The sequence below is a fragment of the Serratia sp. OS31 genome, assembly GCF_014164835.1.
GTDB classification, from domain to species: Bacteria; Pseudomonadota; Gammaproteobacteria; order Enterobacterales; family Enterobacteriaceae; genus Serratia; species Serratia liquefaciens_A.
Map to the genome: position 1 here is coordinate 1 of NZ_JACJFQ010000042.1, position 14,140 is coordinate 14,140.

Below are 14,140 nucleotides of genomic sequence, written 5' to 3' on the forward strand. Positions count from 1 at the left end.
ACCGCCCCCGGTATCCCTTTCATGTTGACGGAGCCAGGCTCGCAGGGTGTCGCCATGGCAGCCGATTTTCGGGGCGATGGCTTGAACGGCTTCGTGTTCTGATTTGTACGCGCTGCGTTGCTCCAGCAACATTCTGACTGCGCGTTCGCGCAGTTCGGGGGGATAACGTTTCGATGACATAGTTGGGTCTCCTTTACTGAGAGTTTAGTCTCCAAGAAACCCGGGGCGGTTCAGTGTGGGATGTTTTCCGTTTGCAAGTTTGCTCCCAACCCCGATCGCTGCAGCGATCGGGGTTGTCTAAGTGAAATGTCGCATTTTGCAGCTTCGCTCCCATTAGGCCAAAAACCTCGTCTCACGCTGCAACGTAAGGTGTCGTCAGCGTGTGTTTACGAACCTAATAGCGACATGTTATCAGGAAACGCTATCGACGGAAGGCATTACCCTATTGTCGTAGTGAGTTAGTAAACTTAACTCTTGAGTATCTCGTTGATTCACTATTACGTATAGGTGAATATTTTACTCTTGAACCTGACTGAAACGACTCTGTAGTCCTCAGTTGGTTTACTTCATCGCCTTGATAGATTTTCGCGCTTCCATTAATCGCAAATCTATTAATCAAATCAAGGTGATGGCTTTGTAAGCCTAATTGTCCTGCTGCAACGATATCAACATTAATCGGCGCCGTACGATCGCTTGACCTAATGTCTTCAGTAATTGCTGTTTCAGCAATTGCTTTATAAACGCCAGAAGGAATTTCAAAGCTTTTCACAACAAAGGTCAATTTATCACCCTCATTTTTCATTTTCTGATTATAAAAATCATTCGCCCTACTTGGTGAATTAAACCCCAGCCATCCCATAGTGCCAAGAGGCTGACCTCTGTTATTTGCCAGGTAATTCCTACTATATTCATAATAGCTTAAGCCTTGCTTTCCTGAAGGGGTGATTTTTCCTTCAATAAAACTTAAATCAACACTTAATCCAGTGTTAAACATTTTCTTTTCTTCGTAAGATAGTTTTTTTACATAACCTTTTCCCGCGATTGTCTCATAGCTAACAGAATTTTTTTCTCCTTCGGATGAGCTATGATGTATTGTACCGCTGGCTGGGGCGGGAGGGTAATATATGCGTGCGTTATCTTTTTCAATAAACGTATGTGTGAAGTTCTCATTGAAATCTAAAGGTTCAACACGATAAACAACAGTATTTTTGCTATTGCTGCTGTAGAGATTATATTCCGTTGCGGTCATACCTTTTTTATCTGAATATCTTATCGGATTATTTCTCACCATTCTGAACAGGTTCAGGCCGTCCACCACGCCCGCCGGGTCCGCACTCAGCCACCGGCCCGCCCACGGCTGATAATAACGATAACCGTAGTAATACAATCCTGTCGCATCCCGCTCTTTGCCCGAGTAGCGCACAGTTTTATAACCTGCCTCTACCTGGCTGCGCGCCGTCAAGATAGCCGAACCACCATACGGATAGTATTCCTCCATGCTGATGACCTGCCCCTCGCCGTCAACCTCCAGACCGCTACTGCCAATAAGGTTATCGTAACTGTAACGCACCTGTCCATTGTTGATGCCATTCGGCTTTCCGCTCTCCCAGTGCAGTACCCGCACCAGTGCTCGGCCGGCCTCACCCACGGTGATAACCTGCAAGCATTCTATTTCGGTATCCCCGTTTTTCGTACTCCTCAGCTCCAGCCCCGGCAGGTACAGTGCCCGCTGTGCCTGCACGCAGCTACCGGTATTCTGCACGCTGATCTTCAGGATACGCTGACCGCCTGCGTCATAGCGGTAGCTCTCGCCGTCATCCGTACTGCCGTCACGTACCACCGGCGTCACCTTCAGCAGCTCGTTGCGCGTCGTCCAGGTCATACTCTGACCCGGCTGCAGCTGTGTCTGCTGCCCACCCGCCGTGAACAGCGCGTCCACGTCTGCCGGTTTTTCTGTCAGCGAGCTCAGCACGCCCCGGTTGCTGCTGTCGCTTATGGTGATGGCCGTTGTGTAATTGTTGTTTGTCGCCGGTGCGCTGTGCCTGATTCGTGTCAGGTTGCCGGCTTCGTCGTAGGTATAGATGTGGGTATAGTTTGTATACGCAGGGCTGTCTGTGGGAAGGAAAGTGGCGGACGGTAAGCTGCTGCTCTGCAGTCCTGCGTTTGCCATCTCGCGTCCGGTGGTGCTGACCAGCTGGTACAGGCTGTCATAGACGTACACGTTCTCAGGCACTACTTTCTGATTGCGCCAGAAGCGGGTCTCTTCCGCATCATTGCTGACTTTCAGCACGTTGCCCACCAGGTCGTAGTCGTAGCGCAGATCCTGCAGTACCTTTGCGCCAGATGCATGTCCGGCGGGACGTTCCGTTTTAATCCCGACCAGGCGCTGCGTCTCCGGCTCGTATGCGTACGTGGTCACTACGCCGTTGCCATGCTCTTCGCGCAGCTTCTGCCCGGCGGCAGAGTACGACAGGGACTTCACGATAACCTGCTCCGAACCATCTTTCACCGTCAGCCAGCTGCCCGACAGCAGGCCTGCCACATCGTACGCCACGCGCTGCTGGTTGCGTTTTGCATCGGTGGTGGTCAGCACCGCCCCGGTGGCGTCCGCGGTGGTCAGGGTGGTATGCCGCTCACTCTCATCGGCGAGCAGGTCGTTCCATGCTGAGGCGTCGGTACCCTGCCAGTTGGCCACGGTCTCCGGGTTGTCCGCGTCCTTCAGCAGGCGGCGGATGACGGAAAGCGGCATGCCGGTCAGCGCCACACTGTTGGTCTGCATCAGGCCGGCTGTATCGTAATGACTGACGCACTGGCCGGCGAGGTTCAGCGCCTTCTCCTCAGCAGAGTTACCGGCATAGACGAAGCACTCCGTGACGCGGGCGGTTTCGCCGGTGACCTGTTCCGTAATGCTCACCGGGCGGCCCGGCAGTGTTGCGGCCTCATACTGCCAGGTACGGGTAACCGCCTGGCCTCGCTCCTCCGTGCCGTCGTCAGCGGTGCTGATATTGCTGACCGCTAAAAAAGGTCGGCCTGAGGCATCGTTGAGTACCACTGTGATGCCGTTATCCACACTCTGTGAACGCAGAGCGTTGCCGGACAGGTCGGTCTGGTGGCTGAAGTTCGCTAGTCCGGCGTCGTGCAGGCGCGGGTCTGCGCTCTGCGTCAGAAAGCCGCGGGCATCGTACTGATGGCGGGTGATGCGCTCACTGGTAACGTCCGGGGAGCCGGGATGGCGGTGGTACGCGATATCGCGCACGGTCAGGCCGCGGTTGTCGAGGACCGTGACCGTCGGGGTTTTGCTGAACAACGATGTGCTCATGGTATTCTCCTGTTTATGTATGCAGCCAGTTAGGTTGCAAAGAAAATCATACAGCAATCAGGATAATTTCGCCTGGATGGGGTTCCGCGGTTATTTCTGCAATAACACACGCTAAGCCATTTGGGGGTGCGGACGATTTCCTGGACTCTCAGGAGATAAATAATGTTTACCGAAGCAGAACGGCTCCGCGCAATTGAACTTTACTTTAAATACGGCAGAAAACTGGCTCCCGTGGTTCGTGAACTGGGTTACCCCTCGAAAAGAAATCTGCGACGCGGGATCCGTTTATGGGAAGCGAGTGACGGTGCTACAGAAGTCATACGTCGTAAACTCCGTTACTCTGATGTGCAAAAGCAGGCTGCTGTTGAACATTATCTTAACTACGGCTGCTGCCTGGCGTTTACCAGCAGGACTCTTGGCTATCCCTGCTGTGATGTACTGGCTCGCTGGGTTAATGAACGTCATCCCGACAGACGGCTTATTTTCACCAGTACGATCAATCAAAATGCACCTTTTGAACCTGAGTTGAAACGTCAGGCTGTCATAGCGCTTTGTACACGACATGTACCTGCCAGTGAAATCGCCCGGAACATTAGTGTTAGTCGCACGGTATTGTACAAATGGAAAGATGAAATCATCGGCGATGAGGCTTACCAGCCCATGCGCAAACATGAAAAGCCGTCTCTTACGGAGGAGTACGACGCGCTGCGCGGTGAAGTTAACCGACTTAATCAGGAGATACGTCGACAGCAGATGGAGCTTGATATCCTGATTAAGCGGAGGAAATCATAAAAAAAGACCCGGGCATCAGCGTCAGCACTCTGACAAACAGGGAAAAGACGCAGATCGCTGATGTCCTGAGAGGCTTGCATCCGTTGACAGAGCTGCTGCGAGTCCTTGTACTTGCCCGGAGCAGCTTTTTTTACCACCGGACAGCACTGCGCTCGGGAGATAAATACGCGACCGTACGTATCGCGATGACAGAGATCTTCAACGGTAACTATCGTTGTTATGGCTATCGCCGTCTGCACGCTATGCTACGGCACAAAGGCCAGCGACTCTCAGAGAAGGTTGTACGCAGACTTATGGTGGAGGAACAGCTTGTGGTCAGTCGAAACCGTCGGCGCCGCTACAGTTCGTACTGTGGAGAAATCGGCCCGGCCCCTGACAATCTTCTCGCCAGAGATTTTAAAGCGGCGAAGCCCAATCAGAAATGGCTGACAGATATTACTGAGTTCCAGCTCCCGGCAGGTAAAGTCTGGCTGTCGCCGGTGGTGGACTGCTTCGATGGAAAAGTGGTGAGCTGGTCGCTCAGTACCCGCCCTGACGCTGAACTGGCCAACACCATGCTGGAAAGTGCTATCAGCACATTAAATGCGGGTGAACAACCAGTTATACATAGCGACAGAGGTGGTCATTATCGCTGGTCAGGCTGGCTGGAGCGGGTGAATGCAGCAGGTCTTATCCGCTCAATGTCCCGTAAAGGATGTTCGCCAGATAATGCGGCATGCGAAGGGTTCTTCGGCAGGTTAAAAACTGAAATGTATCATGGTCGTGAATGGTCAGGCATAACACCTGAAAACTTCATGCAGCATGTAGATACTTACATCCGATGGTATAACGAACGGCGTATTAAACTATCGCTGGGTGCACTCAGCCCGGAAATGTACCGTCGGCAACTCGGGATCGTATAGTAAAAGAGTCCAAGAAAACATCCGCCCCCCCAGGCGGACATTACTATTGAGTCGTTACAACCTTGGTGCGCACAAACTTATTATTTTAAATAAAACAATTGGTTATATTTTTTGATGGCTTTGGTTGACCACTACTATGTCATTGCCGGCACAAAGATTCTGACGCAGTACCACGGGCACTTTCATCCCGTTATACTGAGAAAAAACAGGAGGCTTGCGTGAAACTGAAAATACAGGATCTAAGACTGTTTAATCTCGTCTTTGAAAGTGATCCAGGCTGGATACTGGATTTCTCTAATCGCAAGTTGTCTGGTTTTTTTGATGAAGAATTGAACATCGATATTGATGACGAACGCTATCAGGAGGAGGGAACCTCGAAAGCCAAACGCGTCAGAAGCTTACTGAAACAGGTCGATCGTGAGACCGCCCTGAGGGTGCTCAACGCCCTCTGGCAATATAAAATCGAATCCCTGCCTGAGCAGGCTGAACGCAGCCGTAATGACTATCTGGCATTGATTTCCCGGCTGGAAAATAGTGATGCTGACATCTCCAAGGGCGTCAAACCAGTCCCGGTATGGCACGGGATTGACTGGCCATCACTTATCGCCGACATGCATGCGATGAAAACACTGGCCCCGCATCCGCGGGGGTTCCGGTTTGAAACCTGGCTTGCTGAACTGTTCAGTGCGCTTTTAAGCTGGCTCCACGCTCGTTATTTCGTAACACAGGAGAACAGATTGACGGCAGCTTTCGGCTGAATGATGAATTTTACCTGATGGAGGCAAAGTGGCATCAGAACAAGACGCCTGCGGCCGATCTTCACCTCTTTGAAGGAAAACTCAGCACCAAAGCGACCTGGGCACGCGGCGTGTTTATCAGCTGGATGGGGTTTACGCCTGAAGGCCTTTGGTAAAGGGAAACGGGTCATTTGTGTCAGCGGTTACGATCTTTATCATTCACTCTGTCACGGGATCGCTCTGCCCGACCTTTTGGAGGTAAAACTGCGACATGCCGCCGAAACAGGGGAGCCTTTTGCGGAGTTTGACCGGCTTTACACCCTCAAAAATAAACACCCCGGCCCGTTGTAATCACCGGCCGGGCGTGATGTGGCGGCGGCCCTCCGCCTACTTCACCCAGTTCTCGAGCGTCAGGCCCGGTACCCGCGCAAATTCCCGCGTATTATTCGTCACCAGTATGGCGCCGGTGGCAATGGCGTGACCGGCGATCGCCGTATCGTTCAGGCCGATCGGTGTCCCGGCCGCGGCCATGGCGGCCTTGATCTCGGTGGTCGCGTCCGCGGCGGCCCGGTCCCAGGGCAGTATGGCATCGAGGCGTGCGCAGAAGGCGTCGACCAGCTGCGCGTGGCGCGGTGAGGCCTTCTTACCAACCGCCCCGAAGCGCATTTCCGCGTAGGTGATGGCCGAGACCACGATGCGGTGGTTACGCAGTACCGCCTGCTCCAGACGTTTGATCACGGCTTCCGGCTGCTCGCGCATGATGAACGAACAGATGTTGGTGTCGAGCATATAGGTCTTGTTCACAGGTCAAATCGCCCTTCGTCGCTGACCACGTCCGCACGCTCCGCCATAAAGTCCGGATCGGCCTTTTCCAGCTGGGTGAATGAGCCCCAGGTCGGCCGGACGGGGCGCAGGATGATATTGTCCCCTTCCCGAACGATCTCGAGTTCACTCACCCCCTCAAAATCCAGATCGCGGGGCAGACGGATGGCACGGTTGTTGCCGTTTTTAAAAATCGATACGGTTCGCATGATGTCCTCCTGGTTTATAGCCTCATGGCTCATCAGCATAGGTTTAGTATATGCCGATACAGTGCATATGTATAGGGCAAGACTATGCATATGTCTGGGGTATGAATATGTCATACCTATATGGTTTCTTTCATTTCCACGGACAGATCCGTTTTCTGGCATTTCCGGCAAGGCCCCCGCCCTACCCCAAAAACGCAAGATGCAGTGGTTATTGGTGGTAATGGGTACTGCATGTTGTGTTTTAGGCAAATCCCCCTGCCCCGCAGTGCGGGCCGGTGTCGATTATTTTCTTCCGAGTTCTGGTATATTTCCAGAAGTCGGAAAGAAAATGGATTGGCTGACCGATCACCGCCACGAATTATTTTACGTGCGCCCTGCCCGCCCGGCGGCGATAATTTACCCCAGGGCGAACGCGCCGGCGCACAAAGACGGATTTTTGGGTGAAAAAGAGGCACATTGCGCTACGTGAAATCTGGAAAACTTTCAGGGGTGTCAGTCGACAGTTTTCACGTAGCGTGATCCATAATACTCAAAGGAGAAATCTTGATGGCAATCGCATTTGTTGTAATATTTGGGATCAGTTTAGTCCTCTCCCTTTTTCTGCTATTCCGGAGGGGAATTTCCCTGGCAGCTATGGCAAGCGTTATTTTTTCTATAGCCGGGCTTGCTGCTGTGTTGTCCACTAACCCTCCCTTGTGGTGATTGTGAACATAATGGTTGGTTGAAGGTTTCGCATGCGAAACTGTCAGGGATACCTGTAATCAGATCGTACATAGGAAGTTGACGATTACAACAGGAGACGATTCATGTTAATGGCAATGTTTAGCGGTGAATTTGCGGTTTTCGCGGTCACTTTGTTCTGGGGGATCAAGAGAGGCTTTCCAGGGATAGTCGTTATTATTGGGTCGATAGTGGCCATACTGATGCTTATGACATTTGCTATGTACGGTAGCCGGTGCATGGCAGTTTCGCATGCGAAACCAACCTGATAATAGAAGTCATTCGAGGAGGCCTTGTGTCAGTGCCTGTTATTGGATTTTGTGTGTTTTGTGCTGGAATGTTCGCTATTTACCTGGATTGGCACAAACTTGGGGGGCAATTTCAATCACGGGGCTGTCCATTTCGCTCTATAGCCAATTCAGCTGAACATGCTGAAATGACAGAGTTTCGCATGCGAAACTATGATGAGGTATTGCAATGACGACTCGGTTACAGGAAGCATTTGCCTTGCTGGGATATGATAACATTGATGAGTTAACGATTAAAAGCAATCTGGTTCACGCGATCCTGAACTTTGCTGAATGGCAGCAGGATGAAGATCTCGCGTCGCTATGCCGGCAAGAAATCGCAAAAATCAGAACCGCAGCGGCGTGGCAAAACCTAAAGTAATATGAGCAAACTTCTGATCCATTACCCTTCTGCTGGGAGCGTCATTCCATCGTCACAGATGATAGCGCCTCAAGACTACCAGCGCGCCTTAGAATTGCGTCAGATGGCTATGACGTATCATGACCTTCCAAAATACCTGTTGGCGCCGGAAGTCGCCGCACAGCTTCATTATGTTGAGGAATGGTCGCAGCATGCGTTTATCAATTTGCTGTGGAATACCGGGCCGCGCATCAATGAAGCATTGGCAGTATGTCGCAGAGATTTTCGTCTTAATGTGACCATGCCCCATGTTATCTACCGCACTGCTAAACAGCGACGTGCTGGCCCTGGGCGGCCGAAGAAAGGTAAGTCGGCGCATCGTATCGTGCCCCTTACTGATCCGTTATTTGTTGACGAGCTACGTCGACTGTTTGCCAGCACCAAAGAACAATTCGATATCAATCCCGAGAGCGGTGAACGAACCCCCTTACCTATTTGGCAAGTGAGTGATCGAACTGTGCGTAACTGGCTGACGAAGGCGCAGGAGCGTGCCTGGCGAGATGGTGTGCGATTTAGTCTACCGTTGACCCCACATGTTTTTCGTCACAGCTACGCAATGCATATGCTTTATCAGGGAACACCGTTGAAAGTGTTGCAGGCACTGTTAGGCCACGAAAAGCCTGAAAGTACGGAGGTTTATACCAAGGTATTTGCGCTCGATATGGTTGCCAGTCACCGTGTTCAATTTTCGCTGCCCGCACAGGATGCCCTCGAGATGGTCCGCGCTACCCATGCCCTTGTTGCTAAGAGCTAACGCGCTACGCTTGTTTACCGCGGAATGCCAACGAACAGATTTCGTTGACCTGACGGCGGTCCGTATTAAGTTTCGCATGCAAAACCTCTTTGGTCAGCCCATCGAGAGGCCAGCGTTAAGGCGATGCTGATTTCGCATGCGAAACTGACATTCCTGTTTTTTCTCTCCCTTAGCGCTTGCCGCATAATGCATGAACCATCATTTTCATAAGTTATAATATCTGTATTGATATTTCTATTTGTGGGTGTTATTATCATTGGACTGATGGCGGAAGACCGCCATTGAACTCCCGACGAAAAGCCATGCTCACAGGAGAATGCCATGCAACACAATGCACTAGTTGGCCGACTAATTACCCAGCCCGTCATGGTCGTTAAAGACGACACCCAGTATTGCCGTTTCGCAGAAGCGGAACTGAGAAAACGTGGTGGGAATCAGACCAAGCTCGAATTCATCGCTTTTGACTCTGTTGCTAAGCACATTACCGAAAATTGCCTGGTCGGGGATACTGAGTCTGTGGACTTCACGATCACAAACACCATGTATGAAACCGATGGAGTTAACCATCATGGTTATCGCTTCCAGGCCACCTTGGTGGAATTCGTTGCTGCAGGTAAACAGCGTAGAGAACAACAAAACAATCGCGCAGGCCGCAGCGAATAATTGTCTCAGTTTCGCATGCGAAACTTTTGAAGAGGAATCATAAGATGGCTGCAAAAGTAATCACGATTTGTTCCCAGAAAGGGGGCATTGGCAAAACCTTCGCCACGACCGAAATCGCCGCTGAACTGCAGCGCCGTAGCTATCGGACCTGTGCCATTGACGGAGACTGGATGAGTGCGCTGACCTCACGGCAGTTTCCCGATGGACTACCGCTGGAAATCGATGCCAACCCGTCCGGACGGATTCTGACTCCCGGTGTGGCACATGTTAACCGTATCTATGGTGAAGAGCCTTTTGAGCCGCTACGACTGTCCGACGGACGAGGATTTATGGGGGCGACGGAGGAGCTGAACGATATTAACAACCGTAACTCCGATTGTATCTATGACTTCCAAACGCGCTTTGCTGAGCTGCGCGAACAGTTTGATTTTATCCTAATCGACTCATCACCGGTTTGGTCAAACTTGCTGATGGCCAACCACCTTGTTGCTGACTATTTGTTGGTTCCGACGCTGCTTGAGAAGACATCCAGGCTCGGCGCGGAAAAGCATCTGCGGACTTTGAAAAAAATCAAAGAACGCTATAACCCAGAGTTGAAACTTTTGGGGGTTGTCGTCACTCAGGCAACGGTGGCCAACTATAAAAAAGACGTACTGGAAGGGCGCTATGCGACCGTCGATACCGAAAACCTGAAGATGATATTGGAAATTCTGGAAGAAAACGGTTTTGGTTCTGAACATCTGTTGGAGATCATCCCTTATGTTCAAACCAAAGTGCGCGAGGCGATCGAGCTTAATTTGACCATGAAAGAATACGCCCCAGGCAGTCCACTCGTGGCACGTTACGACGCGCTGGTTGATACCATCATTGCACGGACGGGGGGCTGATTCGATGGCCAAGAACTTTAAAGATGCTATGCGGAAAAGACGCGAAAACTCAGCCCTGCAAACTCAGGCTGAGACATCGACTCCAGAACGCGAATTGGAGCTGCCGCATGAAAACCTCAACCAGCAGGAGCTGAAGGTCAACAGACCAGAACAAGAGCCTGCAGGGCAGATTATTCGTGTGCCAATAGACGAAGTTTATGCGCTCGCGCAGGTGCGTCCGGAAGAGGATTTTGAAGAGGTCGTCATTGACGGCATGAAACAGACCTACGTGGATTTTGGCATTTTGTCGCCACCTCGCTGTTTCCCACGGGACAAGCGTGGGTATCGCATTTGGATGGGGGAAACGCGTTGGCGTTCAGCTAAGGCAAAGGGTGATACTTTTATCGACATCTATGTCGGCCCACCGCCAGAAAACGAAAAAAAACGTATCTATGGCCAGCTGATCGAAAACTTGCACCAGTCCGGTCTGAAACCTTTGGCAACAGCAATGCAGCTGCAGGCGCTTCGGGATATACACGGGGAAACTCAGGAAGGGATGGCCCGCATACTGGGTAAACCTAAGGCTTTCATCAGTAAGCATATGCGTCTGATTGATGCACCGCCTGCGGTCATCGCACTATTAAAGGATAAGGTCACCAAAGACGTAGACCTGGCCTATACGTTGTGTCAGATCAACGATGTAAATCCTGATAGCGTTGAGAAGCTGACCAAGATGGTGCGTGATGGGAAACTGACACGTCAAGCCGCGATAAAAGAGCTGAACGTTCTCAAAGGCAGACCGCAGAAAGGCACTCAACAGCCCGGCAACTCAGAAACAGGAAAAGCGGGTAACACGACAGAGCAGCTTTCTGGAGTTCCGGCTGGCTCGGGTAGCACCGGTACTCCACAGCCTCAGGTTACGCAGCAATCTCGGGAGGGCGGTCGCGAGCAACTTTCCGCTGAACAGGCCGGAAAAGCCAGTTCTCCGGCTAAGGTTACGCGGGTATTGGTTAAGTTCGAAGACTGCGAGGGTTTCTTGCTAACGGATCGAGTTCCTGAAGAGTTCGGCCAATTATGGGTCGAGTTGCCGATCGGTGAGATGTGTGTCGATGCTACCGACATCTCAATCCTTGGTATCAAAGAGGTCTAAATGAGCAAAGCGTTGTTTGCTGGCCAGGCCGATCAGTTTTTATCTGTCATTGTTAAAACATGGGTTATGCGTACCACTTTGACGTCTGCCGAGGCGGCAGACGTCCTTGTTGCAACAGCCATTCAACATGGCTTCTTGCGTGACCGTGTACGACCTTTGCCCGGAAATACACTCAATGAGTGGGGTAAGAACAATAACACCCCACGATGGGCTATGCAGAGCGCTATGACCCTATTGCTCGCAGATGAATGGCACCCAGGGACACCCGCTGAGTGGGCCGCATTCGCGGCGCTGTTTGTCATGGCGCTCAATACCGAAATGCTTGAGCCGGTACTGGAGGCTTTGCCGGTAGGAATGGATAAGGATATCGCTGCAGGGTGGATCTGCGCGGCCACTGAAAATGCTGCGAGATACCACGACAGGAAAAATCGGCGATGAAGACATTTACAGAAGTAGAAGAAGCCTTGTCTAAAACCGGACGCCGTACTTATGCCGGTGCCGTACTGGCCTGTTTGCTCGATGCCTATGATCAGGGCAAGACGGAGCTGGATAAACGTGAAGTCGTGTTGCTAACAGGCATTGCAGAAACAAACATAGCGGCTGTCGCTCGACGACTTGAAGAACAGGGGATCATAGAGATCCTTTACTGGGATACTAAAGCTGAGAACCCGTTTCTTTCGAGTTTGCGTAACGGCCCCTGGTCGATACCGTTCTATCGGTTAACTCCTGCCGTTCTGCAGCTACACCACCGAGGGTAAGCCAATTTGAAAGTTTCGCATGCGAAACTGTAACGAGGATAAGTAGAGCGTAAAAGGAGGTCCGTGTGAAACTGGTAACGAAGAGAGCGCCTCGTGGGCGGTTATTCCGTGAGTTATCTGCAGAGGAAGTCCGTGCAGTAGGCAATGTATGTGGCTTGGGAAGAGTGCATTCGCTGGCTGAAAAGCAAATAGCTGAAACGGTACTCAGATCCATGCGTGATCAGGATTTGTGGCTGGCATGCGATTGCAAAACCACCTCAGAAGAGCGGCCGCTTAACACGGCCAGGAATCTTGATGGCTCAATATTCCTCGTGAACTTCAGCGGAGAACACCGCGCAGATTGTCCATTGCATCGGTCAAAACGAGACGATGACAATACCGGGCCTCGCGGCAGCCGACGCAACGCCGGTGTCATGCGTATTGATTTTCGGTCTTTCCTGCCGCGAGACGATCATGGTGCGCGTATTTCGGCGCCGACAAATAAGGATAACCCCAGTACTGACAAAATCAGTCGGCGCCGAGTGCCCGCGCTTGCACGCCTGTTGCTGACCCTGATCGACGCAGCCGAATTAAACCGCATAACTCCGGTTTATCCTCAGCCGGCAAGAACGAAGACCCAGTCGCTCAATGCGGTGAAGTTGGTCACAGAACTTGAGCACTTTGCCCAGGGGCGGCCACTCAGTGAAATTGTCTTCTTTGACCCTTGGGTTAAACAAAACCGGCTTGAAGAACGTATGCAGGCGTTGGAAACCAACGGTAAACCCTGGCCTGCAGGACGCGCACGAACGTTTTACCAAATCCTTTTCTCTGAGCATGTGACTCAGGATGAAGTGGTGTTTTCAAATCAATATGGGCCCACGGTATTCCAGCCAGAAAAGCGTGTAAGCATCAACGGTGAGGTCGATGGCCATCGTGGTAAATATTGGGTGATCCTGATGTACCAGCGTAATGACGCTGGCACCGTGGTATGCCGCGATGCGTATGCGCATGCACTCTTCGACTATACCTGCCCGGTACCGGTCGACAGCAACCTTGAGCGGACAACGGTCACATCCGTAATAACAGCCGGTAAATGGCTGCAGAGTTCGGGTTATGAAATAGCCCTGAATAAGCCTCTTTTCGATATCAAGGTGAACTTCGATCAGGAGGAAGGATTCGCACTCCCTGACTTCATATTGACCGTAACGCACCCAGGGAGGATGAGAACCACGGAGCTTGTGGTTGAAACAATGGGCTACGCCGATGACGATTATGTTGAGCGCAAGGCCAAGCAACATGAAGGTATGTCAACGTTGGGCCTGTTAGTTAAAGATCCACCGTCTTGGCCAGAACCGGCCACAAAACCTGATGCCTTCACCCGGTATTTGTATGGTCGAATCCCGCATTTGAAATAGCACTTCAATGACATGAGGTTTGAATGTTCAAAAACATAGTAATGCGTGTGGTACGTAAAGTGGCGCTCGATGGCCATAATTACCAGAAGCCGAGCGTGATTGCTCTGGTCGGGTTTTGGCGGTCTGCATTGATACTCTGTGGTTTGACTGGGCTGGGAATGATGAGCCAATCGGCTTTAGTTTCCCTGGGTTTGCATCCGGGTATTCAATAGGGTAGCGTGTTTAATCTTCTTTACTACCCACTGATGGGCTTTGGCACAATAGTGTTCGGTTTCTTGCTGATTACCGTCCCTGTGCTGGTTATAAGCGTGCTCATCAATTTGGGAAGTTGGGGTAAAAAAGAGGC

12 protein-coding genes and 2 pseudogenes are annotated in these 14,140 nt (G+C 51.5%); 10 read left to right on the forward strand and 4 right to left on the reverse strand.

Annotated features, from left to right (window positions below):
- Together H5P17_RS23640 and H5P17_RS23645 are read right to left on the reverse strand one after the other, a co-directional pair.
- Window positions 1-180 (reverse strand): annotated as a pseudogene (locus tag H5P17_RS23640) (IS3 family transposase); the annotation flags it as partial.
- 262 nt (window positions 181-442) lie between these two features.
- On the reverse strand, window positions 443-3,319 hold the full coding sequence (locus tag H5P17_RS23645) for an RHS repeat-associated core domain-containing protein (RefSeq protein WP_370570056.1): 2,877 nt from the start codon (window positions 3,317-3,319) through the stop codon (window positions 443-445).
- Between the two features lie 162 nt (window positions 3,320-3,481).
- Between H5P17_RS23645 and H5P17_RS23650 the strand changes: the two genes are divergently transcribed.
- Together H5P17_RS23650 and H5P17_RS23655 are read left to right on the forward strand one after the other, a co-directional pair.
- Window positions 3,482-5,013, forward strand: a protein-coding gene (locus tag H5P17_RS23650; RefSeq protein WP_182825551.1) for an IS3 family transposase whose coding sequence is annotated in 2 segments (ribosomal slippage) — window positions 3,482-4,097 and window positions 4,097-5,013 — 1,533 coding nt in all. Because the reading frame shifts where the segments join, the coding sequence is not laid out codon by codon here.
- Window positions 5,014-5,231: 218 nt separating this feature from the next.
- Window positions 5,232-6,101, forward strand: a pseudogene (locus tag H5P17_RS23655) (DUF3644 domain-containing protein).
- Between the two features lie 36 nt (window positions 6,102-6,137).
- Here the strand turns inward: H5P17_RS23655 and H5P17_RS23660 are convergent.
- Both H5P17_RS23660 and vapB read right to left on the reverse strand, forming a co-directional pair.
- On the reverse strand, window positions 6,138-6,554 hold the full coding sequence (locus H5P17_RS23660; protein WP_182825552.1) for a type II toxin-antitoxin system VapC family toxin: 417 nt from the start codon (window positions 6,552-6,554) through the stop codon (window positions 6,138-6,140).
- A complete protein-coding gene (vapB, locus tag H5P17_RS23665) occupies window positions 6,551-6,781 on the reverse strand; it encodes a type II toxin-antitoxin system VapB family antitoxin (RefSeq protein ID WP_182825553.1) in 231 nt (76 codons plus the stop codon). The genes H5P17_RS23660 and vapB overlap by 4 nt, the downstream gene beginning before the upstream one ends.
- A 1,197-nt stretch (window positions 6,782-7,978) precedes the next feature.
- On the opposite strand from vapB, the gene H5P17_RS23670 reads away from it, so the two are divergent.
- From H5P17_RS23670 to H5P17_RS23705, 8 genes are all read left to right on the forward strand, one after another.
- Window positions 7,979-8,170, forward strand: a complete 192-nt coding sequence (locus H5P17_RS23670) for a hypothetical protein (protein WP_182825554.1) — start codon at window positions 7,979-7,981, stop codon at window positions 8,168-8,170.
- A 1-nt stretch (window position 8,171) separates the two neighbouring features.
- Complete coding sequence (locus H5P17_RS23675; protein WP_182825555.1) at window positions 8,172-8,963, forward strand: tyrosine-type recombinase/integrase; 792 nt, start codon at window positions 8,172-8,174, stop codon at window positions 8,961-8,963.
- Window positions 8,964-9,284: 321 nt separating this feature from the next.
- Window positions 9,285-9,626: a hypothetical protein gene (locus tag H5P17_RS23680; protein WP_182825556.1), complete on the forward strand. Its 342-nt coding sequence runs from the start codon at window positions 9,285-9,287 to the stop codon at window positions 9,624-9,626.
- Between the two features lie 44 nt (window positions 9,627-9,670).
- Window positions 9,671-10,513: a ParA family protein gene (locus H5P17_RS23685; protein ID WP_182825557.1), complete on the forward strand. Its 843-nt coding sequence runs from the start codon at window positions 9,671-9,673 to the stop codon at window positions 10,511-10,513.
- Between the two features lie 4 nt (window positions 10,514-10,517).
- Window positions 10,518-11,642, forward strand: coding sequence for a ParB/RepB/Spo0J family partition protein (locus H5P17_RS23690; RefSeq protein ID WP_182825558.1), 1,125 nt, complete (start codon window positions 10,518-10,520; stop codon window positions 11,640-11,642).
- Complete coding sequence (locus H5P17_RS23695; RefSeq protein WP_182825559.1) at window positions 11,643-12,080, forward strand: hypothetical protein; 438 nt, start codon at window positions 11,643-11,645, stop codon at window positions 12,078-12,080.
- Entirely contained in the window at window positions 12,077-12,400 is a 324-nt protein-coding gene (locus H5P17_RS23700) for a hypothetical protein (RefSeq protein WP_182825560.1), read from the forward strand. Before H5P17_RS23695 ends, H5P17_RS23700 begins: the two co-directional genes overlap by 4 nt.
- Window positions 12,401-12,465: 65 nt before the next feature.
- Complete coding sequence (locus H5P17_RS23705) at window positions 12,466-13,794, forward strand: hypothetical protein (protein WP_182825561.1); 1,329 nt, start codon at window positions 12,466-12,468, stop codon at window positions 13,792-13,794.
- Window positions 13,795-14,140: the final 346 nt, after the last annotated feature.